This window comes from Chromobacterium sp. FG89 (genome assembly GCF_057808735.1).
Map to the genome: position 1 here is coordinate 55,938 of NZ_JBMDIQ010000013.1, position 25,597 is coordinate 81,534.

At 64.5% G+C, this 25,597-nt stretch carries 22 protein-coding genes and 1 pseudogene; 13 read left to right on the plus strand and 10 right to left on the minus strand.

Annotated elements, in window-relative coordinates; genetic code table 11:
* Positions 1 to 89: 89 nt before the first annotated feature.
* Positions 90 to 374, plus strand: a pseudogene (locus tag ACODRW_RS14255) (DUF3579 domain-containing protein); the annotation flags it as partial.
* Between the two features lie 210 nt (positions 375 to 584).
* Positions 585 to 1,754: a porin gene (locus ACODRW_RS14260; protein ID WP_107799426.1), complete on the plus strand. Its 1,170-nt coding sequence runs from the start codon at positions 585 to 587 to the stop codon at positions 1,752 to 1,754.
* A 52-nt stretch (positions 1,755 to 1,806) separates the two neighbouring features.
* Here the strand turns inward: ACODRW_RS14260 and ACODRW_RS14265 are convergent, their stop codons facing one another.
* Positions 1,807 to 2,691 (minus strand): LysR family transcriptional regulator, encoded by an 885-nt coding sequence (locus ACODRW_RS14265; protein ID WP_048412147.1) that lies wholly within the window; start codon positions 2,689 to 2,691, stop codon positions 1,807 to 1,809.
* Positions 2,692 to 2,805: 114 nt separating this feature from the next.
* Here ACODRW_RS14265 and ACODRW_RS14270 point away from each other — a divergent pair, with 114 nt between their 5' ends.
* From ACODRW_RS14270 to ACODRW_RS14280, 3 genes are all read left to right on the plus strand, one after another.
* The gene (locus ACODRW_RS14270) at positions 2,806 to 3,450 is read left to right on the plus strand and encodes an NAD(P)-dependent oxidoreductase (protein WP_486637032.1); all 645 of its coding nucleotides are present in this window, start codon (positions 2,806 to 2,808) and stop codon (positions 3,448 to 3,450) included.
* A 476-nt stretch (positions 3,451 to 3,926) separates the two neighbouring features.
* Entirely contained in the window at positions 3,927 to 5,327 is a 1,401-nt protein-coding gene (locus ACODRW_RS14275) for an L-serine ammonia-lyase (RefSeq protein ID WP_488906017.1), read from the plus strand.
* An 85-nt stretch (positions 5,328 to 5,412) separates the two neighbouring features.
* A complete protein-coding gene (locus tag ACODRW_RS14280; protein WP_488906018.1) occupies positions 5,413 to 5,943 on the plus strand; it encodes a GNAT family N-acetyltransferase in 531 nt (176 codons plus the stop codon).
* On the opposite strand, the gene ACODRW_RS14285 is transcribed toward ACODRW_RS14280, so the two are convergent.
* The 3 genes from ACODRW_RS14285 to ACODRW_RS14295 form a co-directional block, all read right to left on the minus strand.
* Positions 5,931 to 7,103, minus strand: a complete 1,173-nt coding sequence (locus ACODRW_RS14285; protein WP_488906019.1) for an MFS transporter — start codon at positions 7,101 to 7,103, stop codon at positions 5,931 to 5,933. The genes ACODRW_RS14280 and ACODRW_RS14285 overlap by 13 nt on opposite strands.
* A 160-nt stretch (positions 7,104 to 7,263) precedes the next feature.
* Positions 7,264 to 7,665 carry an RNA-binding S4 domain-containing protein gene (locus ACODRW_RS14290; protein ID WP_488906020.1) on the minus strand — a complete coding sequence of 134 codons (402 nt, stop codon included), beginning with the start codon at positions 7,663 to 7,665 and terminating at the stop codon, positions 7,264 to 7,266.
* Entirely contained in the window at positions 7,665 to 8,321 is a 657-nt protein-coding gene (locus tag ACODRW_RS14295) for a fumarylacetoacetate hydrolase family protein (RefSeq protein ID WP_488906021.1), read from the minus strand. Before ACODRW_RS14295 ends, ACODRW_RS14290 begins: the two co-directional genes overlap by 1 nt.
* A 345-nt stretch (positions 8,322 to 8,666) precedes the next feature.
* Here ACODRW_RS14295 and ACODRW_RS14300 point away from each other — a divergent pair, with 345 nt between their 5' ends.
* Together ACODRW_RS14300 and ACODRW_RS14305 are read left to right on the plus strand one after the other, a co-directional pair.
* Positions 8,667 to 10,364, plus strand: coding sequence for a PHA/PHB synthase family protein (locus tag ACODRW_RS14300; protein ID WP_488906062.1), 1,698 nt, complete (start codon positions 8,667 to 8,669; stop codon positions 10,362 to 10,364).
* 313 nt (positions 10,365 to 10,677) lie between these two features.
* Positions 10,678 to 11,856 carry an acetyl-CoA C-acetyltransferase gene (locus ACODRW_RS14305; RefSeq protein ID WP_488906022.1) on the plus strand — a complete coding sequence of 393 codons (1,179 nt, stop codon included), beginning with the start codon at positions 10,678 to 10,680 and terminating at the stop codon, positions 11,854 to 11,856.
* A gap of 72 nt (positions 11,857 to 11,928) precedes the next feature.
* On the opposite strand, the gene ACODRW_RS14310 is transcribed toward ACODRW_RS14305, so the two are convergent.
* The 3 genes from ACODRW_RS14310 to ACODRW_RS14320 all read right to left on the minus strand — a co-directional run bounded on the left by ACODRW_RS14310 (position 11,929) and on the right by ACODRW_RS14320 (position 13,824).
* Positions 11,929 to 12,294, minus strand: coding sequence for a DOPA 4,5-dioxygenase family protein (locus ACODRW_RS14310; RefSeq protein ID WP_488906023.1), 366 nt, complete (start codon positions 12,292 to 12,294; stop codon positions 11,929 to 11,931).
* Between the two features lie 299 nt (positions 12,295 to 12,593).
* Positions 12,594 to 12,722: a hypothetical protein gene (locus ACODRW_RS14315; protein WP_254894653.1), complete on the minus strand. Its 129-nt coding sequence runs from the start codon at positions 12,720 to 12,722 to the stop codon at positions 12,594 to 12,596.
* A gap of 145 nt (positions 12,723 to 12,867) precedes the next feature.
* On the minus strand, positions 12,868 to 13,824 hold the full coding sequence (locus tag ACODRW_RS14320) for a LysR family transcriptional regulator (protein WP_235088985.1): 957 nt from the start codon (positions 13,822 to 13,824) through the stop codon (positions 12,868 to 12,870).
* Positions 13,825 to 14,127: 303 nt separating this feature from the next.
* On the opposite strand from ACODRW_RS14320, the gene ACODRW_RS14325 reads away from it, so the two are divergent.
* The 6 genes from ACODRW_RS14325 to ACODRW_RS14350 all read left to right on the plus strand — a co-directional run bounded on the left by ACODRW_RS14325 (position 14,128) and on the right by ACODRW_RS14350 (position 22,917).
* Positions 14,128 to 15,558 carry an amidase gene (locus tag ACODRW_RS14325; protein WP_488906024.1) on the plus strand — a complete coding sequence of 477 codons (1,431 nt, stop codon included), beginning with the start codon at positions 14,128 to 14,130 and terminating at the stop codon, positions 15,556 to 15,558.
* A complete protein-coding gene (locus ACODRW_RS14330; RefSeq protein ID WP_488906025.1) occupies positions 15,548 to 17,062 on the plus strand; it encodes an aldehyde dehydrogenase in 1,515 nt (504 codons plus the stop codon). The genes ACODRW_RS14325 and ACODRW_RS14330 overlap by 11 nt, the downstream gene beginning before the upstream one ends.
* 64 nt (positions 17,063 to 17,126) lie before the next feature.
* Positions 17,127 to 18,500, plus strand: coding sequence for an aminotransferase class III-fold pyridoxal phosphate-dependent enzyme (locus tag ACODRW_RS14335; RefSeq protein WP_488877887.1), 1,374 nt, complete (start codon positions 17,127 to 17,129; stop codon positions 18,498 to 18,500).
* 121 nt (positions 18,501 to 18,621) lie between these two features.
* Complete coding sequence (locus ACODRW_RS14340) at positions 18,622 to 20,004, plus strand: APC family permease (protein ID WP_488906026.1); 1,383 nt, start codon at positions 18,622 to 18,624, stop codon at positions 20,002 to 20,004.
* Positions 20,005 to 20,155: 151 nt separating this feature from the next.
* Positions 20,156 to 21,943: an aminopeptidase P family protein gene (locus tag ACODRW_RS14345; protein WP_488906063.1), complete on the plus strand. Its 1,788-nt coding sequence runs from the start codon at positions 20,156 to 20,158 to the stop codon at positions 21,941 to 21,943.
* Positions 21,944 to 21,984: 41 nt separating this feature from the next.
* Positions 21,985 to 22,917: a LysR family transcriptional regulator gene (locus ACODRW_RS14350; RefSeq protein WP_227103577.1), complete on the plus strand. Its 933-nt coding sequence runs from the start codon at positions 21,985 to 21,987 to the stop codon at positions 22,915 to 22,917.
* Between the two features lie 207 nt (positions 22,918 to 23,124).
* On the opposite strand, the gene ACODRW_RS14355 is transcribed toward ACODRW_RS14350, so the two are convergent.
* From ACODRW_RS14355 to ACODRW_RS14365, 3 genes are read right to left on the minus strand one after another with little or no spacing between them, the layout of a single operon-like run.
* Positions 23,125 to 24,096 (minus strand): polysaccharide deacetylase family protein, encoded by a 972-nt coding sequence (locus ACODRW_RS14355; protein WP_253314931.1) that lies wholly within the window; start codon positions 24,094 to 24,096, stop codon positions 23,125 to 23,127.
* Positions 24,097 to 24,123: 27 nt separating this feature from the next.
* Complete coding sequence (locus ACODRW_RS14360; RefSeq protein ID WP_488906027.1) at positions 24,124 to 24,831, minus strand: SDR family oxidoreductase; 708 nt, start codon at positions 24,829 to 24,831, stop codon at positions 24,124 to 24,126.
* Complete coding sequence (locus ACODRW_RS14365) at positions 24,828 to 25,352, minus strand: ester cyclase (RefSeq protein ID WP_488906028.1); 525 nt, start codon at positions 25,350 to 25,352, stop codon at positions 24,828 to 24,830. The genes ACODRW_RS14360 and ACODRW_RS14365 overlap by 4 nt, the downstream gene beginning before the upstream one ends.
* Positions 25,353 to 25,597 lie beyond the last annotated feature (245 nt).

Below are 25,597 nucleotides of genomic sequence, written 5' to 3' on the forward strand. Positions count from 1 at the left end.
AACGCCTGAACATAAAACGCCAAGCGCAAATCGCTTAGCAGACGATAAAAAACAGGCTAAACCAAAAGCAAATACTCCGGTCCACCGCCATGATCTGCAATCCATACGAAATAGTCATCCAGGGCATCACTTCCGAGGGGCGCACCTTCCGCCCCAGCGACTGGGCCGAACGCCTGGCCGGCATCCTAGCCTCCTTCGACGATCAGAAACTGCACTACCACGCCCATGTCCGCCCGATGATGCTGGACGGCGTGCGCTGCGTGGCGGTGGACAAGAAACTGGAGAAAATCAGCCCGCAGGTGTTTTGCTTTCTGATGGACTTCGCCAAGGACAACGATCTGCGCATCGTCGATTGCCGCACCCTGCTGGACGAGGTCTACCCCAATCAATTCTTGGCGTAATTGCAACACTACCCCTGTCCGAATTGTCTTGATGCAACAACATTGCAACACCCACGTCATATTTTGTGGCTAAACTAAGACATGTGTTGTGGCGATACCGCACTTATCTACTATAGATATTGCAGGTCCGCCAGCTTCGGCACCTGACTTTAGTAAAGCAAAAACTGACTTGGAGCATTCAAGATGCAAAAGAAAAATCTGGCAGCCCTGCTTGCCGCAATGTTCGCCTTGCCCGTTGTCGCCCACGCTGACGTAACCATCTACGGTTTCCTCAGCGGCGGCATCGAATCGAGCAAAGCCACCGGTTCCGGCGGCAGCGAATACAGCAGCCGCACCCGCATCGTCGACCACAACTCCCGCATCGGCTTCAAGGGCTTTGAAGACATCGGCGGCGGCACCAAGGCGATCTGGCAGGTGGAAAACAGCCTGCGCAACTTCGAACAAGGCGGCACCAACGACAAAGGTCAGAGCGCGACCTTCGCCACCCGCAACACCTTCATCGGCCTCGACAACGGCGATTTCGGCCGCGTGCTGCTGGGCCAACACGACTCCGCCTACAAGATGTTCACCGGCAGCAGCAACAGCGCGCTGGGCACCGACCTGATGGTCAACACCACCGCCGACAACTTCGGCAGCAGCTCGGTCAACAGCCGCGGCGAAGCGCGTATGGCCAACTCGGTTCACTACTTCTCCCCGAGCTGGGCCGGCTTCAAGCTGGGCGCGTCCTGGGGCGTGGACGAGAGCCGCGTATCCGGCAACGACTCCAAACGCATCTCCCTGGGCCTGGGCTACACCTGGCAAGGCCTGAACCTGGCCGCCGCCTGGGATCGCCAGTACGATACGGCCGTTATCGCCAACAGCAACTCGTACAACAACTCCAGCCCGGCGGTACTGTCGCTGAACTCCGGCAAGAACGTCACCTTCTACGGCCTGGCCGCCAGCTATAAGTTCGACACCGGCACCTTCGTCGGCGGCAACTACGAGTGGGGCACCTACGACCAGGTAGGCGGCGGCCAAGTTAAGCAAGACGACTGGCTGATCGCTCTGGGTCAGGACTTCGGCGCGGCTTCGGTCAAGCTGTCCTACGGCCAACTGGGCACGCTGAAGAACACTTCCGCCGGCGTTAACGGCGACGACTTCAAGGCCAAGCAATGGACTCTGGGCGGCACTTACAACCTGTCCAAAACCACTCAAGTGCTGGCTTACTACACCAAGATCAGCAACAACGCCAAGGCCAAGGCCAACTTCGCCAACAACCCGGTATACGATAGCAATCTGGGCGCCAGCAACGCTTCGTTGACCGCCGGCAACGACCCGCAAGCCTTCGGCGTAGGCTTCAAGATCGCCTTCTGATCCTGAACGACTGCCGTTCCAATCACGCCGCCGGCCCTGCCGGCGGCGTTTTTCATTTGCTCAGGCTGGCGCGCAAGGCCTCGATCGCGTAACGCACTTTGGCCGGCTGAATGTCGCGGCGCGGCGTCACCGCGTAAATCGCCAGCGGCGGCAAGCTCCACTCCGGCAATACTCGCAATAAGCGGCCGTCGGCCAGTTCCTGACGTATCTCCGGCTCCGGCTGCACCGCCACCCCCATGCCGGCCAGCACGAACTGGCGCGCGGCGACGATATTGTTGCTGACCAGGCGCGCGTCCGGCTCGGCGGTGAAGCGGCTGCCGTCCGCATGCTCGAAGGCCAGCCAACCCAGCTTGCGGTCAGACAAAGCCACCCACTGCAGCGCGGACAATTGCTCCGGCCGCGTGATCGCCGGCTGACGCGCGAGATAAGCCGGCGACGCGCACAGCACATTGGGCCAATCCGCGAGGTGGCGCGCCACCAGGCTGGAGTCCTTCAGCACGCCGGCGCGCAAAGCCAGATCGATGCGGTTGTCCACCAGATCTATCATTTCATCGTGGAAGAACAAACGCAGCTTCAGGCCCGAGTGCGCGCTCAGCAACGGCGTCAACGCCTCGCTCAACAGCGCGCCGGCAAAACCGGTGGGCGCGGCGATGCGCAGCTCGCCCACCGGCGCGTCGCGCAGCTCCAGCAAGCGCTGTTCGGCCAGCTGCGCCGCGGCCAGCATATCGGCGCAGCCCTGATAGAACAGACTGCCGGCCTCGGTCAGCGTCAGCTTGCGGGTAGTCCGGTGCAACAGGCTGACGCCATGCTGCTGCTCCAGCTTGCTGATGTGCTGGCTGACCGCCGACGGCGTCATGCCCAGTTCGCGCGCCGCGCCGTTCATCGAGCCCTTGTCCACCACCATGGCGAAGACCGCCATCCGTCTCAACGCATCCATTATTAAGTCCATCTAAACTATCAATCTTATTTTTGCCGGATTATCGCTCTATAATCAAGCTGCTATTCTGAACGCCATCAAACTTCATCACGTTTATCGCGAAAAGGAATCCCCATGAAAATCGCTCTGATCGGCGCCAGCGGCTTTGTCGGCTCGGCCGTCTTGCAAGAACTGCTGGCCCGCAAACATCAAGTCAGCGCCATCGTCACCACTCTGTCCAAGCTGCCGCAACACCCGCAACTGAGCGGCGTGGCCGCCGACGCCTACCAGGCCGGCCAGATCGCCGCCGCCGTGGCCGGCCACGACGCCGTGGTCAGCGCCTTCAATCCCGGCTGGGACAAGGCCGACATCCAGGCGCTGGCCGTCAAGGGCCACGACGCCATCGTCGCCGGCGTCAAGCAGGCGGGCGTCAAGCGCTTCCTGGAAGTGGGCGGCGCCGGCAGCCTGGAAGTGGCGCCCGGCGTGCAATTGGTGGACACCCCGGAATTCCCGGCGGAATGGAAGGAAGGCGCGCTGGGCGTGCGCGAGGCGCTGCGCCGCCTGCGCGAGGAAAGCACGCTGGACTGGACCTTCGTCTCCCCGCCGGCCTTCCTCCACCCGGGCGAGCGCAGCGGCAAATACCGGCTGGGCGGCGATCAGCTGCTGTTCAACGGCGACAAGCCGGCCGATATCAGCGTGGAAGACCTGGCCGTGGCCATCGTCGACGAACTGGAAAAACCGCAGCATCTGCGCCGCCGCTTCACCGCCGCCGCAGTCTAAGAGCGTGTTTACGATCTCGCGAGCTAGGGCGAGACAAGGCGTTGCGGCTGAGAAAGCGGAATGTACGCGTGGTACATGAGCATTTCGAAAGGGTACTCACCGTGTCACGTCTCACGACGCGCAGCAGATCGTAAACAGATTCTAAGCGCCAAGCCCGGCTCGCCCGGGCTTTTTCACGTCCTGTTCCCCTCCCCGTCTTGCCCCAAGGGCCTTCCGCCCGCCCGGTTCATGCCGTCCGAATGCGAAGCGGTTTCAACTCGTCGAATCCCCGACGCAACTTAGTCCTGACTCTATAATTCTAAATTGACAGCCGTCGCCGGCTTGTCTAGATTGCCCGGCTGCCGCAAGATGGCGAGGCGCAGGCCGGCCCTCGCGCCAAAGCCGTGCGAAACCATGACAACGACAATAATAAGGACGGTCCAGGCCGTCCGGACAACAACCCGCTTAGCGGGACACAGCCCTTAAAGAGAAGCATTATGGCCATCAGTGTTTTTGATTTGTTCAAGATAGGCATCGGCCCGTCCAGCTCCCACACGGTTGGACCGATGCGCGCCGCGCGCCAATTCATCGCCCGGCTGGAAAAAGACGAGTTGCTGGCTCAGACCGCCAGCGTGCGCGCCGAAATGTTCGGCTCGCTGGGCGCCACCGGCAAGGGCCACGGCACCGACGTCGCGGTCTTGCTGGGCCTGCAGGGCGAACAGCCCGACCTGGTGGACACCGACGCGGTGGACGGCATGCTGGCCGCCATCCGCGCCGACAAGTCCGTCGCCCTGCTGGGCAAGCAGACCGTGCCCTTCGTCGAAGGCGAACACCTGATTCTGCACAAGAAGAAAACCCTGCCCTACCACCCCAACGGCATGATTTTTGAAGCCTTCGACGCCGCCGGCGCCAGCCTGTCCAAGCGCGCTTATTACTCGGTGGGCGGCGGCTTTGTGGTCGACGAGGCCGCCATCGACGCCGGCTTCGTGCCGCCAGGCGTCACCAAGCTCAAGCACCCGTTCAAGAGCGCGGCGGAATTGCTGGCCTTGTGTCAGCGCCACGGCAAATCCATCAGCCAGATCATGCTGGAGAACGAGCTGGCCTGGCGCAGCGAGGAACAAGTGCGCGCCGAGCTGCTGAAGATCTGGCAAGTGATGCAGGACTGCGTCAAGCGCGGCTGCGAGCGCGAAGGCATCCTGCCCGGCGGCATGAAGGTGAAGCGCCGCGCCGCCGACATGCACCGCAAGCTGCTGGCCTCGCCCGAGGCGGCGCTGCGCGACCCGCTGACGGTGATGGACTGGGTCAATCTGTACGCGCTGGCGGTGAACGAGGAAAACGCCGGCGGCGGCCGCGTGGTCACCGCGCCCACCAACGGCGCGGCCGGCATCATCCCGGCGGTGATGCACTATTACGCCCGCTTCGTGCCCGGCGCCAGCGACGACGGCATTGTGCGCTTCCTGCTCACCGCCGGCGCCATCGGCGTGCTGTTCAAGCTCAACGCCTCCATCTCCGGCGCCGAAGTGGGCTGCCAGGGCGAAGTGGGCTCGGCCTGCTCGATGGCCGCGGGCGCCTTGGCCGAAGTGCTGGGCGGCACCCCGGAACAGGTGGAAAACGCCGCCGAGATCGGCATGGAGCACAATCTGGGCCTGACCTGCGATCCGGTGGGCGGCCTGGTGCAAGTGCCCTGCATCGAACGCAACGCCATGGCCTCGGTCAAGGCCATCAACGCGGCGCGCATGGCGCTGCGCGGCGACGGCCAGCACTTCGTGTCGCTGGACCGGGTGATCAAGACCATGCGCGACACCGGCATGGACATGAGCACCAAGTACAAGGAAACCGCGCGCGGCGGCCTGGCCATCAACGTCATCGAAGTGCCGGTGAATATTGTTGAGTGCTGAGCTGCAGGCCTGTTAGCATCAAAGCCGATAGCGCTTGCGCCGTCGGCTTTTTTTACGACCTCATCCCACGAAATCCGAACCAGCCATGCATCACATCGCCACCGCCAGACTGCAACTGCGTCCGCTGCAAGCCAGCGACGCCCCCTTCATGCTCAAGCTGCTGAACGAGCCGGCCTTCATCGCCAATATCGGCGACAAGGACGCCCATGATCTGCTCGGCGCGCTGCGCTATATCGAGGAAGGCCCGCAAACCAGCTATCGCAAGCACGGCCACGGCCTCTTGCTGGTGGAACGGCTGGACGACGGCGCCCCGGTCGGCATCTGCGGCCTGGTCAAGCGCGACGGCCTGGACTACCCGGACATCGGCTACGCCTTCCTGGAGCAATACTGGGGCTGCGGCTACGCCAGCGAAGCCGCGCTGGCCGCCATAGAGCACGGCCGCGAGCAACTGGGCCACGCGGTGGTGGTGGGCATCACCGCGCCGCACAACCTGGCGTCCATCCGCGTGCTGGAGAAAATCGGCCTGCTTTATCAGGGCCGTATCGAACTGCCCGGCATCGACGGCGACAGCTGTTACTTCGTGCCGCCGGCCCTGTTCAAAGATCAGCCCGCCTGAGCAGGCGCCGCCGGCCGCAGCCAGCGCCGGCACAGCAACACCCCCAGCGCGGCGGCGGCCGTCGACATCGCGAACGTCGTCGCCATGCCGCCGTGCGGCCACACCAGCCCGCCGATCAGGCCGCCGGCGCTGCCGCCAACCCCAAACGAGGCGATGATGTACAGACCCTGGGCGCGGCCGTGGTGATGTGGGTCGAACATGCGGTGGATCAAGCCCACCGAGGCGGCGTGGTGCAGGCCGAAAGTCAGCGCGTGCAATAGCTGCGCGCCTATCGCCACCCAGGCCAGCTCGGCCGCGGCGGCGATCAAGGCGAAACGCAGCGCCGCCGCCAATAGCGACGCCAGCATCAGCGTTTCCAAACGCGCGCGCGCCATGATCTTGGGCATCAACAGGAATACCGCCACCTCGCTGACCACGCCCAGCCCCCACAGCATGCCGATCGCGCCTTGCTCATAACCCGCCTGCTTCAGGCCGATGGAGAAAAAAGTGTAGTAAGGGCCGTGGGCGAAGGCCATCAGGAAGCAGCAGCCGAACAAGGCCATCACCTCCGGCCGCCGCAGCGTGGCCGCTATCGGCGCCGACGGTCCGCTCTTGCGCTCGGCGGCCACCTCCGGCACCCGCCAGGCCGCCGCGGCCACCAGGGCCAGCAGCGCGCACAGCGCCCAGGGCAGATTGCCAATGCCGATGCCGTCCAGCAGCAGGCCGCCGCTCATCGCCAGACAGACGAAGCCTATCGAGCCCCAGACCCGCACCCGGCTGTAACGCCCCGGCTGCGCGCGCGTCAGATGGGCGGTGCTGGCCTCCACCAGCGGCAGCGCCGCCGCCCAGAAGAAGTGGGACACCGCCAGGCTGACGAACACCCACCAGAAAGCGCGGTCCAGACCCACCAGCAGGAAGGCCGCCGCCGACAGCAGCGACGTCGTCAGGATGATGGCGCGCCGGCGGCCGCGGCGGTCCGCCAGCCAGCCCCAGAAGCCGGGCGCCACGATGCGCGCCAGCGTGGACAAGGCCATCAGCACCGAGATCTGCCAGGCGGAGAAGGACAGCGATTGCAGATAGAGCCCCCAGAACGGACTGAACAGGCCCTGGAAGGCGAAATAACTGAAATAGAACAGGCTGAACGGCAGCAGGGATACGGCGGGTGACACGGAAGACGACATGATCTGAAGCTCGGCCCTTGACGGGTTTCTGGTTGAAAATGGCGCGCAGACTTTGAGCGGCTTCTTAGAGCCTGTTCAAAGTCTCGCCAGCTAGAGCGAGACAAGGCGAAAACGTTTTCAACGCCGTATCGCCGACGCGCAGCGGACTGTGAACCGCCTCTTAAAATTGCCCTTTGAACTTGCCGATATCCCGCCGCGCCTTCTTGGTGGGACGGCCGTCTCCATGCGGGAAACTGGCGCGCTCCGCCTTCAACAGCAGCACCTGCTCTTCACGCGCGCGTTGCGAGGCCTCGTCCTCGCGATAGAGCAGCCGAGCCTCCTGCGCCGGGCGGCGCTGGGTGCTCAGCGCCAGCACCTCGACGCGGTATTCCAGCTGATGGATGCGCATCACTAGCTGGTCGCCCTCCTTGACCACCCGCGACGCCTTGACCTTGTCGCCGTTGACCTGCACCCGCCCCAGCTCCAGCGCTTCGTGCGCCAGTTGCCGGGTCTTGAAGAAACGGGCGGCCCACAGCCATTTGTCGAGACGGACCTTGCCCTCGTCCTCGCCTGAGGCCGCCATCAGAGCACGCTCCATTCGGCGGAGGCCAATCCATCCAGCTTCAAGCTAAGCTTGTCGCCGGAACGCACCGCCGCCACGCCCTCCGGCGTGCCGGTATAGATCAGATCGCCGGCCTGCAGGCCGTAGGTCCGCGACAGATAGGCGATAATGGCCGCCACCGGGAACAACATCAGCCCGGTATCGCCTTGCTGACGCAGCGCCCCGTTAACGCGCAACTCGAAGCTCAGCCGCTGCGGGTCGGCCACCTGGGCCGCCGGCGCCAGCCGCGACAGGCAGGCGGCGGAGGGAAAGCCCTTGGCCTTGGTCCAGGGCTGCCCCTTGCTCTTGGCCGCCGATTGCACATCGCGCGCCGTCATGTCCAGGCCGATGCCGTAGCCGGCCACATGGCCGAGCGCTTCGGACTCCGCAATGTCGCGGCCGCCCTTGCCGATCAGCAGCACCAGTTCGCACTCGTGGTGAACGTCGCGGGAATAGTCGGGCAAACGCAGGGGCTCGCCCTCTCCGGCCAGCGCCGACGTCGGTTTCAGGAACACCAGCGGCTCGTCCTCCAGCGGGTTGTTCAATTCCGCCGCATGGGCGGCGTAATTGCGCCCGATGCAGAAGATATTGCCCACCGCGACCTCCTGATCACCCAAGCGCGCCTTGAATGCCGTCATGACCATCCTTTCCCGTTCTGTTCAACGCCAAGCTTACCAGCTCGCGATTATCCCATAATTTCCACCCCCCCGGCATGCCAGGCCGAAAGGACAGCTAGGCAGATTGTGCACTGCGGCAACAAGATGCGGCTTTCGACGCGCCTTATCGTCCTCCTCCCGGTGAAAATGTCATGCAACCCTGTTACAGTCATGGCGTACCTTGCGACCGCACACTTTGTTACACGGTCCAATGCAGGAAAGCTTCGATAACGCTTCGGCACGTTTCAGGAGACAGCTTTGACCCAAGAAAGTACAAACCCGCTGGATAGTTTCTTCGCCAGCCTATCCGAGGCCAACCAACAATGGATGCAGCAGTTCGTCAACAACCTGCCGCTGCCGCCGCAACCTGGAAATGCTGAACTGCCGCTGGCCAACGCCTGGGGCGCCATGCTCAGCAACGCCGGCCAGCTGTTCGCCTGGCAAAGCAGCTTGTATCAGCAGCAGATGAATCTGTGGTCGCAATTCCTGGGCCAGGCACCCGCCAACGGCGACGCCTCGGCGAAAAAGGGCGATCGCCGCTTCGCCTCGCCGGAATGGGATGAACACCCGTTCTACCATTTCCTCAAGCAAGGCTATCTGCTCACCAGCAAATGGATGACCGAGCTGGTGGACAACGCCCAGCTGGAGGAAGAAGCCAAGGACAAGCTGGCCTTCGCCACCCGCCAATACCTGGACGCGGTCTCCCCCAGCAACTTCATGCTGACCAACCCGGACGTGATGAAACGGGCAATAGAGACCAAGGGCGAAAGCCTGGTCGACGGCATGAAGAACATGCTGGAGGATTTCCAGAAGGGCCATATCTCGATGTCGGACGAGAGCCAGTTCGAGATCGGCAAAAACATCGTGGTCACCCCGGGCGAGGTGGTGTTCCGCAATGAATTGATCGAACTGATCCAGTACACCCCCACCACCGGCCAGGTCTATGAAAAACCGCTGCTGATCGTGCCCCCCTGCATCAACAAGTACTACTTGATGGATTTGCAGCCGGACAACTCCATGGTCCGTCACTTCGTCGCCCAGGGTTACCGCGTATTCCTGATCAGCTGGCGCTCGGCGGAACCGGAGATGAAGCACTTCACCTGGGAAAGCTATATCGAGAAAGGCGTGATCGCCGCGGCGGAAACCGTGCGCAAGATCAGCAAGCAGGACAGCATGAACGCGCTGGGCTTCTGTGTCGGCGGCGTGATCCTGACCACCACCCAGTGCGTGCTGCAGGCGCGCGGACTCAAATACTTCGATTCCACCACCTTCATGACCTCGCTGATAGATCACGCCGAACCGGGCGAGATCTCCTACTTCATCGACGAGAATCTGGTGGCCAGCCGCGAAGCCAAGATCGCCGCCGGCGGCATCATCAGCGGCAAGGAGATAGGCCGCACCTTCGCCAGCCTGCGCGCCAACGATCTGGTGTGGAACTACGTGGTCAACAACTATCTGCTGGGCAAGACGCCGGCGCCGTTCGACCTGCTCTACTGGAACAACGACGCGGTGGACCTGCCGCTGCCGATGCACACCTTCATGCTGCGCCAGTTCTACATGAACAACGCGCTGACCAAGCCGGGTTCCATCACCCTGTGCGGCGTGCCCATCGACGTTTCCAAGATCGACATCCCTGTCTACATCTTCGCCGCGCGCGAAGATCACATCGTGTTGTGGAGCTCCGCCTACTCCGGCATCCACTACCTGACCGGCGCGCCGTCGCGGCGCTTCGTGCTGGGCGCCTCCGGCCATATCGCCGGTTCGATCAACCCGGTGACCAAGGACAAGCGCAATTACTGGGTCAACGACAAGCTGCCCCAGCACGCGGACGCCTGGCTGGAAACCGCGGAAAGCCGCCCCGGCAGCTGGTGGAAGGACTGGGACGCCTGGCTGGCCCCTCAATCCGGCAAGAAAGTCGCCGCGCCCAAGAGCCTGGGCAGCAAAGACTTCCCGCCGCTGCAAGCGGCGCCGGGCAGCTATGTGTTGGCCAAGGCCATGCCCAGCGTGGTGGCCAGCCTGCAATAAGAACCTGTTTACGATCCGCTGCGCGTCGGCGGGATGGATAGACATGGGCATTGAAACCGAGCTCAAAATGCTCATGTACCACGTGCACATTCCGCTTTTTCGCTCGTTTTCGCCTTGTCTCGCCTTAGCTCGCGAGATCATAAACAGGCTCTAAGAAAAACTGTTCAAAGTCTGCCGCGCCTCGGCGGGATAGTTGGGCAAGGGCGTTGAAAGCCGCTTCGAAACGCTTTAGCGGCTTCCCCGCCCCGCCGCCGGCGCGCTGGCCGACACACCGACCTTCGCGGTCACATTGAAGAGAGAGACGGAGAAAAACATGGAAGTCGTGATTGTCGCAGCAACCCGCACCGCCATCGGCAGTTTCGGCGGCGCGCTGGCCAAGATCCCGGCCCCGGAACTGGGCGCCACCGTCATCAAATCCCTGCTGGCCAAAACCGGCCTGAAACCGGAAGACGTCAGTGAAGTCATTCTCGGCCAGGTGCTGACCGCCGGCAGCGGCCAGAACCCGGCGCGCCAGGCGCTGATCAAGGCCGGCCTGCCGGTCACCACCCCGGCCACCACCCTCAACGTGGTCTGCGGCTCCGGCCTGCGCGCCGTGCACCTGGGCGCCCAGGCCATCGCCAACGGCGACGCCGACATCGTCATCGCCGGCGGCCAGGAAAGCATGTCCCTGTCGCCGCACATCCTGCCCGGCTCGCGCGACGGCTTCCGCATGGGCAACGCCCAGCTGATCGACACCATGGTCAACGACGGCCTGACCGACGCCTACAACGCCTACCACATGGGCATCACCGCTGAAAACGTGGCGGAAAAGTACGGCATCGGCCGCGAAGAGCAGGACGCGCTGGCGCTGGCCTCGCAGCAACGCGCCGCCGCCGCTCAGAAAGCCGGCAAGTTCAAGGACGAAATCACCCCGGTGCTGGTGCCGCAGCGCAAGGGCGATCCGCTGGCCTTCGACAACGACGAGTTCATCAAGCACGACGCCAGCGCCGAAGGCCTGGCCAAGCTGCGCGCCGCCTTCAAGAAGGAAGGCACCGTCACCGCCGGCAACGCTTCCGGCATCAATGACGGCGCCGCCGCGGTGCTGCTGATGTCGGCCCAAAAGGCGGACCAGCTGGGCCTGAAGCCGCTGGCCGCGATCAAGGGCTACGCGCTGACCGGCTGCGCGCCGGAAATCATGGGCATAGGCCCGGTGGCCGCCACCCGCAAGGCGCTGGACAAGGCCGGCTGGACCGTGGAAGAGCTGGATCTGGTGGAAGCCAACGAAGCCTTCGCCGCCCAGGCGCTGGGCGTGGCGCGCGAACTGGGCTGGGGCCCGGACAAGGTCAACGTCAACGGCGGCGCCATCGCGCTGGGCCACCCGATTGGCGCTTCCGGCTGCCGCGTGCTGGTCACCCTGCTGCATGAAATGCAGCGCCGCGACGCCAAGAAGGGCCTGGCCACGCTGTGCATAGGCGGCGGCATGGGCGTGGCGCTGGCGGTGGAACGGCGCTAAAACCGGTACCCGTCAATCACAAAACCCACCGGCTCCGGCCGGTGGGTTTTGTTTTGGCCGCGCCCTCCGCGGCTAGCCCGAGCGCCCGTTGTCGCCGTGCTGGCGCAGAAAGTCCATGTTCAACTCCAGCGGCACGCCCAGCCACATGGCGAAGTCGCTGTGGTCCTCGACATCGTCGCCGGTCAGCGGATGCAGCAGCACGCTCAGCCCTTCCCTGTTCAGCATCAGCCACGGCACGATCTCGCCGAACAAGGCCGGCGCGAAGGCGATCTGATACGCGCCCACCGGATGCGGCCCGTAAGCCTGCTCTCGCCAGCGCCCCAATTCCACGGCGAAGCGCTGCGCCACCACCTCGCGCAGCCGCCGCGCCGCGGCTTGCTGCGCCGCGTCGAAATACACATGGGCGTGATAGCCCGTCGCCTCGATGGCCTGTTGCATCGCCTGTCCCCCGCCCCCGCCGCGTTCACGGCGGCCGGCCCCGAATAAAGCCGGTAAAGCTATCGTCTCCGCCGAAAAAAATCAACAAGCATATTTTGGCCGCGCGCGCCTGCCCTTGATCCGCATTCAATCCGCGCCAAACAAAAACCTCCTGGCCGCAAAGGCAGGAGGTTTGGGCGATTGGCCGGCCCGCTGGCCGGCGTAGACGGTCGGATGGACCGTGAAGGGAAACAGCGCACGGATCAAAACCAGCGAGGCGCTCAGCACATCAAGGCAGCCGCATCGCCGCGGCGCTCGCCTTAGTGAGGGACAATGATGGGCGCCCCGTCCGGCCCATGCTTCTTCTGATGTTTGGCCGCCCGCTTCTCCTTGGGCGTCATCAACGGCTGTTTTTTGGCTTCCTTGCTGCTGTGTCTTGATTTACTCATGATCAGCTCCTTGGCGTGCATCGGCGGTGCCAATGCCGGCTCCAGTATAGACCTCATCCGGGCTTGCCATGGCGATAAAATACCCACCCGGGCGTCAAGGCCAGAGCGGCGGTTCCAATCGCCTTTTAAATGGTTCAATCTATACTTACACCTGAAACAAAGTCGCCGCCAAGGCCGGGATCGCCACGGCGAAACCCTCCGGCCCCAGTTGGCGAAAATGCTGCTGCGTCGCGCTAATAAAATCCTGGATGAAAGCGGGTTTTTCCCGACCATGTTTATCCTGCACGATCAGCGTGGGCGCGGGACTGAAATCGGCGAACGGTCTTCGTATCAACGCAGGTCCGTCCCGAGTGGCGCTGCCGGACGGGCACATATTCAGGATGGAACAGCCGAATCCCGCGGAAACCGCCGCGCGCACGGTTTCATAAGAGCGCGTCCTGAAGCGCACATGAGGCTGACAAGGCGATATGGCGAACAAGGCCAGCAAATACGCCGCCGTCTGCGGCAAATCCAACAATACCAGCGGCCGCAGCGCTAAATCAGCCAAGGAAACCGACTCTTGTTCCGCCAGCGGGTCTTGTCTCGACAGCAAGGCATGACAGGGCACTTTGCAGATACGGCTGACCTCCTCGTCCAAGTGAAAGCCGATATCGTAGGTCACGATCAAATCCACCTCGTCGGCCGCCAGCCAGCCGCGCAATTGCGACTGATCTCCTTCCCGCAGTTGGATGTCGACTTCGCCCTGGCCCTGTATATAGCGCTTCAGCACATCCGGCATGAATAAAGCGCCAAACGGCTCAAAACAGCCAATCCGCAATTGCACGGCGCCCGGCCGCGTCAGATTGGCGATGCTGCGATTAAACGTCGACTTCGCCTCCAACATATCCTGCGCCGCCAGCATGAATTGCTTGCCCGCCGGGGTGATTTTTACGCCTCGCGCCGGGCGGCGTTCAAAAATCCGAAATCCGATTTGGTGTTCCACATGAATGATGGCGCTCAACAAGGCGGATTTGGAAATCGGTATCGACTCCGCCGCCGCCGCGATGCTGCCCGTCAACGCCACCTCATAGACATAACGGATTTGTCTAATCGAAATATTCATGGCCCCGCCCCCTCGCCGGCATTGAGCAGCTTGTTAAAAGTCCGCCGCGCTTCAGCGATACGGCCTTGAAAACAGCTTGAGAATGCTCATGCACCGTATGACCATTCCGCTTCTTCAGCCGCAACGCTTTGTCTCGCTCTCGCTCGCAAGACTTTGAACAGGCTCTTACACATAAAAACAGCGCAACTTGCCGCGAAAAATGCGTTTTTCCGCGCCGCCCCGTTTGCTTACCATCATCGCCAGGCAACACCACCGCCCAGTCATGCCATTGCGGCCACGCCGCTCCTTGCCTTGGAGCTGAGTATGTCATCTATTTCTACAAATCCGCTGGCGGACGCGTCCCCGCTCTGCCGGCTGAACGTGCAAACCATGACCGCCCGCTACGCCGCGGCAAGCCTTTCTCCGCTTGAAGTCGCGGACGCGGCGCTGGCCAGGGCCTCGGCGGTCCAAGACCGATACAACGCCTTCGCTTCCATCGACCGCGCCGGCGCGCTCGCCGCCGCCGCCGCGGCCGATGAGCGTTGGCGGCGGGGCCGTCCCTTGTCGCCCATCGATGGCGTGCCGGTCACGATCAAGGACATCGTCCAGGTGCAAGGCTGGAGCGTGCGCTATGGCAGCCACAGCAGCAGCGCGGCGGTTTGCGACAGCGACGCGCCGTCGGTGGCTCGCTTGCGCGCCGCCGGCGCCGTCTTGCTGGGCATGACGACAACGCCGGAATTCGGCTGGAAAGCCGTCACCGATAATCCGCTGCATGGGATTACGCGCAATCCGTGGCGGCCTGAGCTGACGCCGGGCGGCTCTTCCGGCGGCGCGGCCGCGGCGGCCGCCGCCGGCGCGGGCGTATTGCACCTGGGAACGGACGGCGGCGGCTCCATTCGTATCCCGGCGGCCTTCTGCGGCCTGGTCGGACACAAGCCGAGCTTTGGCCGGGTGCCCGCCTATCCCGGCAGCGCCTTCGGCACCCTGGCGCATCTTGGTCCGATCGCGCGCTGCGTCGGCGACGTCAGCGCCATGCTGGACGCGATGAGCGGCCGCGACCTGCGCGACTGGCATCAGCCCATCGGCAACCCGCCCTCCTTCCCGCCCTTGGCGCTCAGCCGGGCCAGGGTGGCGTACTGGTCCACCCCGGCCTGCGGCCAGCTGCGGCCGGAAGTGGCCGCGGTCATGGAACAGGCCTTGAGTCTGCTGCGCTCCTTGGGGGTGGAGATCCAGCCATTCGAGCTCCCCGATATCGATCTGCTCGATGTTTTCCAAAAGCACTGGTTCAGCGGCGCGGCCAACCGGCTGTCCAGGATGGCGCCGGCCCTGCGCGGACAACTGGACCCGGGCTTTGTCGAGATAGCCGAACGCGGCCTGGCCCTGAGCGCGGCGGACTTGGTCGCGGCACAGACCCGGCGCGCCGAGTTTGGCGCCTTCATGGACCAGACGATGAGCCGGTTCGATCTGCTGCTGGCGCCGGCCACTCCCTTGGCGGCCTTCCCCATCGCCTCGCGACAGCCGGCCGGCGATGGCGCGGCCTGGACGGAGTGGGCGGGCTTCAGCTTCCCGCTCAATCTGAGCCAGCATCCCGCCTGCGTCGTCCCCTGCGGCCTGACTCCGGACGGCAGACCGCTTGGGCTGCAATTCATCGGCGCGCGCGGGGCGGACCGGCAATTGCTGTCGCTGGCCGGCCAGTTTGAAGCGCTGGGCGCCTTTCCCCATCTATTAGACTCAGGAGCCGACGATGAGCGCTGACCCCCTATCCGCCGCCGACTGGCACGCCCTGGCCAAGGAGCCGCCCTTGGAACTGGGGCTGTTCATTGACGGGGACTTTCGCCAGGCGCGTTCCGGCCGGCGCTTCGCCAGCGTCAATCCCAGCAATGACCAAATCCTGGCCGAGCTGCCCAGCGCCGATAGCCAGGATGTGGATCTCGCCGTCAATTCCGCGCGGCGCGCGTTTCAATCCGGCGCCTGGTCCAGACGGCCGCCGCGGGAGCGTATGGCCGTGCTCAATCGGCTCGCCGATTTGATCGAACGACATCAGCGCACCTTCGCCTTGCTGGACTGCCTGGACATGGGCAAGCCGATCAGCGACATGCTGACGGTGGACCTGCCCCTGAGCGTGCAATGCCTGCGCTTTACCGCGGAATCCATCGACAAGGTGCAGGGCACGGTGGGCGCAACCGCCCACCACATCCATAGCTTTGTGCTGCGTCAGCCCTTGGGCGTGGTGGCCTGCGTGGTGCCCTGGAATTACCCCCTGCTGATGAGCTGCTGGAAGATCGCGCCCGCGCTGGCGGCCGGCAACTCCGTGGTGCTCAAGCCGGCGGAGGAGTCTCCGCTCAGCGCTTTATGGCTGGCCAAGCTCTTCGTCGAGGCCGGCGGCCCGCCCGGGGTATTCAATGTGCTGACCGGCGATGGGCCTGGCTGCGGCCGGCCGCTGGCCTTGCATCGGGATGTCGACAAGATAGCCTTCACCGGTTCGGTGGAAGTGGGCAAGCTGATGCTGGGCTACGCGGGCCAGTCCAATATGAAGCAACTGTCCTTGGAGTGCGGCGGCAAGTCCCCCCATGTGATTCTGGCCGATGTCCAGGACCTGGAGGCCGCCGCGCGCTGGGCCGCCATGGGCGTATTCGGCAATCAAGGCCAGGTATGCTGCGCCGGCTCCCGCCTGTTGGTGGAGCAAAGCATTCTTCCCGATTTCCTCGACGCCTTCCTAAGCGCCGCGCGCAGCCATCACCTCCCGGGAGACCCGCTGGACCCGGCCACCAGCATGGGCCCGCTGGTGAGCCGCGGCCAGCAGCGGCGCGTGCTGGATTACATCGCGCTGGGCCGGCAAGCCGGCGCGCAATGCCTGTTGGGCGGCGACGCCCCGCGCCACCTGGAACATGGCGCCTACGTCAACCCCACGGTGTTCGCCGGCGTGGACAACGGCATGCGCATCGCGCGGGAAGAGATCTTTGGCCCGGTGGCCTGCGTGCTGCCGGTATCCGGCTTGGACCAGGCCATCGCCATCGCCAATGACAGCCGCTTTGGCCTGGCGGCGGGCATCTGGACCCAAAACCTCAACCATGCGCATCGCTTCGCGCTCGAGGTCGAAGCCGGCATGGTCTACGTCAACAGCTATATGGACGGCGATATGCAACTGCCGTTCGGCGGCTGGAAAGAGTCCGGCAATGGCCGCGACAAATGCTTTGACGCGTTGCTGGCCTACACCCAGACCAAGGGGGTGTGGATGACGCTGAATCAGGAGCAGTAGGACAGCAGAACGCCGGCCATCGAAACCAACCGGCGCCGCATCGTAAAACCGAGGAGAGAACATCATGAGCAGCACGGCCAATCGCCATCCCACCGGCCATCTCTTGTACCCCTTCGCCAATGCCAGCCATATTGCCGCGCATCCGCCGTTGCGGATCGATCGCGCTTCGGGTTGCCATGTCTTCGATCAAACCGGGAAACGCTATCTTGATGGGCAAGGCGGCTTGTGGAATGTGAACGTCGGGCACGACCATCCGGAAATCAAGGAGGCGATCACCCAACAATTGAACCAGCTGGGTTTTTATTCGATTTTTGGCGGCACCACCACGCAGCCGGCCCAGGCGCTGGCCGAACGCTTATGCCGGATGACGGAGCCGGAAGGCATGAGCGCCGCCTTTTTCTCCTCCGGCGGCTCGGAAGCCAATGAGGCGGCGTTTAAACTGGCCCGCCAGTACTGGCGGCAAAGCGGCGAGCCGGAGCGCCATAAAATCATCTCGCTGAAGCAGGCTTACCACGGCGTCACCCTGGGAGCCTTGTCGGCGAACGGCAGCACCGCTTATCGCCAGGCTTACGAGCCCTTACTGGCGGGCTTCAGCCAAGTGGACACCCCCCATCTATACCGCAACCCCTACACCGACGATTCAGACACCCTAGGCCGCTTATGCGCGCAATTGCTGGAGCGGGAAATCCTGCATCAGGGCCCCGGCAGCGTGGCGGCCTTCATTGCCGAACCGGTGCAAGGCGCCGGCGGCGTCATCGTCCCGCCCGCCAATTACTGGCCCTTGGTGCGCGAGGTGTGCGACCGCCATCGCGTGCTCCTGATCGCGGACGAAGTGGTCACCGGTTTCGGCCGCATTGGCAAGCTGTTCGGCAGCCGGCATTGGGGGGTGAAGCCGGACATCATGGTATTCGCCAAAGGGATTAACAGCGGCTACATCCCGCTGGGCGCGACTTTGATCAACCAGCGGGTGGAGTCGGCGTTTCACTCCAGCGACGCCCGCCAGTTCAGCCCAACCGCCTTCTATCACGGCAACACCTATGCCGGCCATCCGCTGGCCTGCGCGGCGGCGCTGGCTAATCTGGAGATCATCGAAAGGGACAAGCTGACGGCAAACGCGGCCAAGGTGGGCGGTCATTTATTGCAGCGCCTGACAAGGATAAAGAGCACGCATCCCCATATGGGCGATGTCCGCGGCCTGGGCCTGATGATAGGCGTGGAACTGGTGGCCGACCCCGTCGGCAAACAGCCTTTTGATCTGGATCTGGGCTTCGGCGCCTATATCTCCGACTACTGCCGTCAACATGGGGTGTTGATACGCAATCTGGCGGACACCTTCATCATTTCGCCGCCGTTGACCCTGAGCCTGGAGCAGGCCGACCTCATCGCGGACACTTTCGAGCAAGCCGTCGAGGCCGCGGAGAAAGCCTTGCTACGATAAGCGCCATGGATAGCAAGCGGCTTGAATCGACAACAATAGCCGGTCCCAAGAGACGGTTAACGACACGCAGCGGACTTTGGACAGGCGCCAAAGCGCTGACCGACAATAGAGGAGCATCATGATGCCAGGATCCCCCCCGTTCCCCATGACGGCGCCCGCGCAGCCCCTGCCCTACGCCGGATCGCTGCGCCGAGTCTTATCGCTGCCGGCGCTGACCTTGTTTGGTCTGGTCTATATGGTGCCCTTGACCGTATTCACTACCTATGGCGTGGTCACTCAAGTCACCGGCGGCCGCACCGCTTTGGCTTATCTGCTCACCTTGCTGTCCATTTTTTTCACCGCGCTGTCTTACAGCCGCATGGTCGGCCGTTACCCGGTTGCAGGCTCGGCCTATTCTTACGCCCGTAAAAGCTTTGGTCCGATGGCGGGCTTTCTGGCCGGCTGGTCTTTATTGCTCGATTACCTATTTTTACCGATGATCAATTATCTGGTGATCGGCATCTACCTGCATCAAAGCTTTCCTCAAGTGCCGGCCTGGGGCTTTATCGTGACCATGATCGCGCTGGTCACGGTGTTTAATGTGCTGGGCATTCAATCGGTGTCGCGTTTCGGCAATGTGCTGGTGGCCGCTCAACTCGTCTTTGTTCTGGTGTTTGTCGCGCTGGCCGCCCGGCAGATCATGACTCAGACCAGCGTGGATCTGCTGGCCCCGTGGCAGGGGGACGGCAGCGCCATCGGCATGGCTCCGGTGCTGGCCGGCGCGGCCATTCTGTGTTTGTCCTTTCTGGGCTTTGACGCGGTGTCCACTTTGGCGGAAGAGGCGCGGGAACCGCATCGCGACATCCCGCGGGCTATCATCATCACGACAATAGGAGCGGGGCTGCTGTTCATCCTGCTGGCGGCCATCAGCCAGCTGGCTTTCCCCGGCAGCCGGTTCCAGCATGCGGACTCCGCCGCCAATGAGGTGATGCAGCGCATCGCCGGCCCCTATTTCGTCAGTTTTTTCACCGCCAGCTATGTGGCCGGGGCTTTTGGATCGGCGCTGGCCTCCCAAGCCTCGGTCTCGCGCATTCTGTACAGCATGGGCAGGGATCGCGTCTTGCCGCACCGGGTCTTCGCCGGCCTGTCGCAACGCTTCAACACCCCGATCTGGTCGATACTGGTGGTATCCCTTTGTTCCCTGCTGGCGCTGGTGATGGATTTGGCCACCCTGGCCTCCCTGATCAGTTTCGGCGCGCTGGTGGCGTTCTCGGTGGTGAATCTGGCGGTGATCAAAACCTATCTGCTGGACGGCAAGCCGCATCCGTTCAGCTCCTGGCTGCGTTATGGCTTGCCGGCGGCGATTGGATTTGCCCTGACGCTATGGCTATGGACCAGCCTATCGGCGCTCACCCTGCAAATCGGCCTGGCCTGGCTCGCCGCGGGCGTGGCGTATCTGTTGTGCCTGACGCGCGGCCTGCGCAAAGCCGTGCCCACGGTTCAATTCGACGACAGCGGGTCTTGAACGGGGGCGGGCGTCCCGCGCCCGCGCCTCCAGCCAAAATGACATGGCAATCATCAGCTATGCTCATACTCTTGCGCCCCGGTTTCATTAGCCACAGAATGCATGGCATACATCCCCCGGAGCCGGCATGAACACCCTCGCAACCCCGCAATTGGACACCATTCCGCAACGCATCGCCTCCTTGCGCGCCGCCATGAAGAACGCCGGCGTCGACGCCTGTCTGGTGCCTTCCTCGGACCCGCATCTGTCGGAATACCTGCCGGCGCGCTGGCAGGCTCGCCAATGGCTGTCCGGCTTCACCGGCTCCATGGGCACGCTGATCGTCACCCGCGACTTCGCCGGCGTCTGGGCCGACAGCCGCTACTGGGTGCAGGCCGAGGCCGAATTGGCCGGCAGCGGCATCCAGCTGGTCAAAATCGTCAGCGCCGCCAGCGCCGACCACCTGGGCTGGATCGCCAAGACCCTGAGCGCCGGCCAAACGCTGGCGGTGGACGGCGACTCGCTGGGCCTGGCCGCGGCCAAGGCGCTGCAAGCCGCGCTGGAACAGGCCGGCGCCCGGCTGCGCACCGATCTGGACCTGATAGACGCCATCGACCCGCAGCGCCCGCCGCTGCCGGACGCGCCGGTCTATCAACATGAATCGGCCTTCGCGCCGCAAAGCCGCGCCGACAAGCTGGCGCGCTTGCGCGCCGCCATGGACGAGGCCGGCGCCGACTGGCACTTCCTGTCCACGCTGGACGACATCGCCTGGAGCTTCAATCTGCGCGGCAGCGACGTCAACTACAATCCGGTCTTCATCAGCCACGCGCTGCTGAGCCGTCGGCAGGCCACCCTCTTCGTCGGCGAAGGCAAGGTTTCCGCCGAGCTGCGCGCCCAACTGGCGGCCGACGGCGTCGAAGTTCAGCCCTACGCCCATACCAAGCCGGCGCTCGCCGCCTTGCCGGCCGGCGCCAGCCTGCTGCTGGACCCGCGCCGCGTGACCCTGGGCCTGCGCCAGGCGGTCAACCCGGCCGCCCGCGTGATCGAGGCGATCAATCCCAGCACCCTGTTCAAGTCCTGCAAGACGGAGGAAGAGGCCGCCCACATCCGCGGCGCAATGGAACAGGACGGCGCGGCCCTGTGCGAGTTCTTCGCCTGGTTTGAAGGCGAGGTCAACCGCAGCCGCGTCACCGAGCTGACCATAGACAAAGAAATCACCGCCGCGCGCGCGCGCCGACCCGGCTTCGTGTCGCCCAGCTTCGGCACCATCGCCGGCTTCAACGCCAACGGCGCGCTGCCGCACTACCACGCTACCGAAGCCGCCCACAGCGAGATCAAGGGCGACGGACTGCTGCTGATAGACTCCGGCGGCCAATACCTGGGCGGCACCACCGACATCACCCGCGTAGTGGCGGTCGGCGCGCCGTCCGCCGAGCAGAAGCGCGACTTCACCCTGGTGCTGAAAGGCACCATAGGCCTGTCCATGGCCCATTTCCCGCGCGGCACCCTGTCGCCGATGCTGGACGCGCTGGCGCGCGCGCCGCTGTGGCAGCAGGACATCGACTTCGGCCACGGCACCGGCCACGGCGTCGGCTATTTCCTCAATGTGCACGAAGGCCCGCAGAGCATTTCCCGCGCGGTGCCGGACGCCAATATGGCGATGCAGGAAGGCATGGTCACCTCGATCGAGCCCGGCGTCTACCGCCCAGGCCGCTGGGGCGTGCGCATCGAGAACCTGGTGCTGAACGTGGCCTCGTCGCAGAACGAATTCGGCGACTTCCTGCGCTTCGAAACCCTGACCCTGTGCCCCATCGACACCCGCTGCCTGGACTTCAACCTGCTGTCCCGCGCCGAGGTGGACTGGCTGAACCAGTACCACGCCGGGGTGCGCGCGCGCTTGCTGCCGCTGGTGGACGGCGCGGCGCGCGAATGGCTGCTGGCCAATACCGAAACCATTTAAACCCCTCCCCGCCCGGGCGCTGCCGCGCCCGGGCCACGTTCATGCTCGATCGACTCAACGACCTACGCCTCTTCCTCGACGCCGCCCAGCTGGGCAGCTTCTCCGCCGCCGGCCGCAAGCAAGGCCTGTCCCCCGCCGCCGCCAGCGCCTGCATCCAGCGGCTGGAGGCCGCGCTGGACAGCCGGCTATTCCAGCGCACCACCCGCCAGCTGCGGCTGACCGAGGCCGGCGAAGTCTTCCGCGACCACTGCCAGCGCGCGCTGGACACCCTTCAGCAAGGCCAGGACCGGCTGCAGCGCGAGCAGCGCGAACTCAGCGGCCTGATCCGGCTGTCGGCGCCGTCGGACCTGGGCCGCCACGCCTTGCTGGACTGCCTGGACGAATTCCGCCGCCTGCACCCGGCGGTGCATTTCGCCTTGCAGCTGGACGACACCCCGGCCGATTTGATCGGCGAGGACATCGACATCGCCATCCGCTACGGCCAGCCGGCGGACAGCAGCCTGATCGCGCGCGAACTGGCCGCCAGCCGCCGCGTGGTTTGCGCCGCGCCGGCGCTGCTGGCGCGCACCGGCATGCCCAGCCATCCGCGGCAGCTGGCCGAGCTGCCGACGCTGACCCTGGTCACCGGCGACGGCCCGATGCACGAGTGGCCTTACCGCGAGCACGGCCAGCGCCGCGCGCTGCGGCTGGAGCGCGCGCAGCAGAGCAACGACGGCGAGGTGATCCGCCGCTGGGCGCTGCAAGGCCAGGGCTTCGCCTACAAATCGCTGCTGGACATCGCCGACGATCTGCGCCAGGGCCGCCTGCTCACGGTGCTGGACGAATACTTCACCGACAGCGCGCCGCTGCACCTGCTCTACCCCGGCCAGCGCGGCCAGCCGCTGCGCATTCGTCGGCTGATCGATTTCCTGCGCGAGCGGCTGTCGACGCTGCCGGCCACCGCCCTGCTGCCGGAGGCCGGCGCCCAATTGTAAGAACCTGTTTACGATCTGCTGCGCGTCGGCGATACGGCGTTGAAAACGCTTTCAGAATGCTCATGTAACACCTGTACATTCCGCTTCTTCAACCGTTTTCGCCTTGTCTCGCCTTAGCTCGCGAGATCGTAAACAGGCTCTAAGAAAACCGCGGCGCGGCCAATGGCCGTCCCGCGGTTGTGGAACGCGACTCAAGACCCAAGGCTCTCAGTCCGCCGGCACCTTGTCCGCCTGCAAGGCGTAGCGCGCGATCTCGTCCTTGCGCATGAAGGCGACGCCGGCATGGCTCTGCGCATAGCGGATGAACTGCTCCAGCGCCTTGACCCGCGCCGGCGAGCCGGAAATGCGGTCGTGGGTGCTGATCGACATCATCCGCCGCCGCGAACCCGCCTCGGCGTAGAGCACGTCGAACTCAGCCTTCAGATCCGACAGATAAGCCTCATTGCTCAGCGCCGGCGAATCGAAACGCACGATGTCGTTGTTGCGCAAGGTATAGGGCACCACCACGAACGGCTTGCCCTTGACCGCCACCGTGAACGGCTCGTCGCGGCTGACGTTGTCGATGTGATAGAGAAAGCCCAGTTGCTGCAGAATGCTCAGGGTATTGGGCGTGCCGCGCAGCCAGAAGGCGTTGAAGCCCACCGGCCGCGTGCCGGTGGCGCGCTCGATGCTGGCGATATTGGCGCTGTAGGCCGCCAGTTCCTGCTCCGGCGTCATCGGGTATTGCGGCTCCCAGGTTTGGCCGTGCGCCGCCGCCTCGTGGCCGCGCGCCACGATCTCGCGCGCCAGCCGCGGGCTGCGGTCCACCGCCTGCCCCACCATGTGCGAAGTCACCTTGACCCCGGTGCGGTCCCACAAGTCCAGCAGCCGCGGAATGCCCTCCTTCACGCCGTAGTCGTACCAGCTTTGCATCGGCAGATCCGCGTACTTGGGGTCCAGTGGCGGAAACGGCCCGCTGGCGCCGCGCTCCGGCTGCGCGCCGGCCTCGAACTGCATGGAAATCGAAATCGCCAGGCGGGCGCCGTTCGGCCAGAAGGCGCCGCCGCTTGTTGAAATTGCCGTCATTTTGCTTGCTCCTGTCGCCGCCAGCGCCGCGCCGTGCGCCAGCATCAGCGCGGTGCCGCCCGCGGCCGCGCCGGCCAGGAACTGGCGACGATTAATGGGTAGGGTATCGGACATCTCGAGTCCTCTCTCTTGGGCCAGGGCCTACAACAAGGCCCCGCCCTCCACGTCCAGCACCGCGCCGGAGATGAAGCCGTTGGCCATCGCCAGCAGATAGGCTTGCGCCAATTCCCGCGGCTGGCCGACGCGGCCGACGGGCAGGCCCTGGCCGATGCGCGCCAGCGTCGCCTGGCGCGCGACCGAGCCGGCCTCGCCCCATAGCTCGGTGTCCACCACGCCGGGGCTGACCACGTTGACGCGGCGCGGCGCCAGTTCCTTGGCCAGATTCTTGGCCGCCGCCTCCAGCGCGGCGTTGACCGTGCTTTTCAGCAGGCCGCCGCTGGAGAATTTGCGCGCCAGCAGGCCGGAGGTGAAGGTCACCGACGCCCGCTCCGTCAGATAGGGCAAGGCCTCGCGCACCGCCAGCAGGCTGCCGAACAGCTTGACGTCGAAAGTCTGCCGCAAGGCCTCCTCGCTCAACTCGGCCAAGGCCGGCGCGCCGACCCGGGCGCCGGCGGTCAGCACCAGATGATCGATGCGGCCGATGTCGGCGAAGGCCCGGGCCAATGCCCGGCTGTCCGTCATGTCCGCCTGGATGCCTTCGCGATCCGCCTCGGATTGGGCGCTGCGTCCCAGCACATAGACCCGCGCGCCGGCCGCCGCGGCCGCGTCCGCCACCGCCCGGCCGATGCCGGAGCCGCCGCCCAGCACCGCCACGGTCTGGCCGTGGAAAGCAAAATCCCCCGCGCTCATGGCTTCACCACGCCCAGTTGCTGCATCAGGGTCAGATTGTCTTCCAGATGCCAGTTCTCGGCGATGCGGCCGTTCTTGACGCGGTACAGGTCGAAGGCCTGGAACTCCACCGGCTGGCCCTGGCCTTGCACGTCGCCGAAGCGGCCGCTGAAATGGCCCTGGAAATGCAGGCGCAGCGCGACGCGGTCGCCGGCCAGCACCATGTCGGTGACGTCCACCTTCAAATCCGGCACCGCGGCGCGGAACTGGCGCGAGGCCTGCAAGGGCCCGGCCAAGCCCTGCTGACGGCCGGCGGGCAGGGTGCGGTCGATGAAGTCGGGGTCCAAGGCCAGTTCGGCGTAACGCGGATCGCCGCTGTTCCAGAACGCCGCGTAGCGCAGCGCGGCCAGCTTCACCGCCGCCGTGCTGCCGGCCGGACGGTCCGCCCACACCCGCGCCGGTTGCGGCAGGTTTTCCGCCGCGCCGGCGAAGGCCGCGGTCAAGGCCAGGCCGAAGCCCAGCGCCAAGGTCAAAGCTTTCATCATCGTCTCCCGATTGCGGCGCCGCCAACACGGCGACACCGGACCAGCGCATTGTGTCGCCGCCGAAGGGATTTGATAATTGGCTTTAAATTTGGATGATCTGCTTGTTCAATTTGAAAATAGGCGTAAAAAAAGGCGAAGCTCCAGCGCTTCGCCTTTCTCAAAGAACCTGTTTACGCAGGTTCTTAGAGCCTGTTCACAATCTCGCGAGCAAGAGCGAGACAAGGCGAAAACGAGCGAAAAAG

Coding starts and splice junctions, on each gene's coding strand:
- ACODRW_RS14260 (WP_107799426.1), top strand. CDS start 585: ATGCAAAAGAAAAATCTGGCAGCCCTGCTTGCCGCAATGTTCGCCTTG.
- ACODRW_RS14265 (WP_048412147.1), bottom strand. CDS start 2,691: ATGGATGCGTTGAGACGGATGGCGGTCTTCGCCATGGTGGTGGACAAG.
- ACODRW_RS14270 (WP_486637032.1), top strand. CDS start 2,806: ATGAAAATCGCTCTGATCGGCGCCAGCGGCTTTGTCGGCTCGGCCGTC.
- ACODRW_RS14275 (WP_488906017.1), top strand. CDS start 3,927: ATGGCCATCAGTGTTTTTGATTTGTTCAAGATAGGCATCGGCCCGTCC.
- ACODRW_RS14280 (WP_488906018.1), top strand. CDS start 5,413: ATGCATCACATCGCCACCGCCAGACTGCAACTGCGTCCGCTGCAAGCC.
- ACODRW_RS14285 (WP_488906019.1), bottom strand. CDS start 7,103: ATGTCGTCTTCCGTGTCACCCGCCGTATCCCTGCTGCCGTTCAGCCTG.
- ACODRW_RS14290 (WP_488906020.1), bottom strand. CDS start 7,665: ATGGCGGCCTCAGGCGAGGACGAGGGCAAGGTCCGTCTCGACAAATGG.
- ACODRW_RS14295 (WP_488906021.1), bottom strand. CDS start 8,321: ATGACGGCATTCAAGGCGCGCTTGGGTGATCAGGAGGTCGCGGTGGGC.
- ACODRW_RS14300 (WP_488906062.1), top strand. CDS start 8,667: ATGCAGCAGTTCGTCAACAACCTGCCGCTGCCGCCGCAACCTGGAAAT.
- ACODRW_RS14305 (WP_488906022.1), top strand. CDS start 10,678: ATGGAAGTCGTGATTGTCGCAGCAACCCGCACCGCCATCGGCAGTTTC.
- ACODRW_RS14310 (WP_488906023.1), bottom strand. CDS start 12,294: ATGCAACAGGCCATCGAGGCGACGGGCTATCACGCCCATGTGTATTTC.
- ACODRW_RS14315 (WP_254894653.1), bottom strand. CDS start 12,722: ATGAGTAAATCAAGACACAGCAGCAAGGAAGCCAAAAAACAGCCGTTG.
- ACODRW_RS14320 (WP_235088985.1), bottom strand. CDS start 13,824: ATGAATATTTCGATTAGACAAATCCGTTATGTCTATGAGGTGGCGTTG.
- ACODRW_RS14325 (WP_488906024.1), top strand. CDS start 14,128: ATGTCATCTATTTCTACAAATCCGCTGGCGGACGCGTCCCCGCTCTGC.
- ACODRW_RS14330 (WP_488906025.1), top strand. CDS start 15,548: ATGAGCGCTGACCCCCTATCCGCCGCCGACTGGCACGCCCTGGCCAAG.
- ACODRW_RS14335 (WP_488877887.1), top strand. CDS start 17,127: ATGAGCAGCACGGCCAATCGCCATCCCACCGGCCATCTCTTGTACCCC.
- ACODRW_RS14340 (WP_488906026.1), top strand. CDS start 18,622: ATGCCAGGATCCCCCCCGTTCCCCATGACGGCGCCCGCGCAGCCCCTG.
- ACODRW_RS14350 (WP_227103577.1), top strand. CDS start 21,985: ATGCTCGATCGACTCAACGACCTACGCCTCTTCCTCGACGCCGCCCAG.
- ACODRW_RS14355 (WP_253314931.1), bottom strand. CDS start 24,096: ATGTCCGATACCCTACCCATTAATCGTCGCCAGTTCCTGGCCGGCGCG.
- ACODRW_RS14360 (WP_488906027.1), bottom strand. CDS start 24,831: ATGAGCGCGGGGGATTTTGCTTTCCACGGCCAGACCGTGGCGGTGCTG.
- ACODRW_RS14365 (WP_488906028.1), bottom strand. CDS start 25,352: ATGAAAGCTTTGACCTTGGCGCTGGGCTTCGGCCTGGCCTTGACCGCG.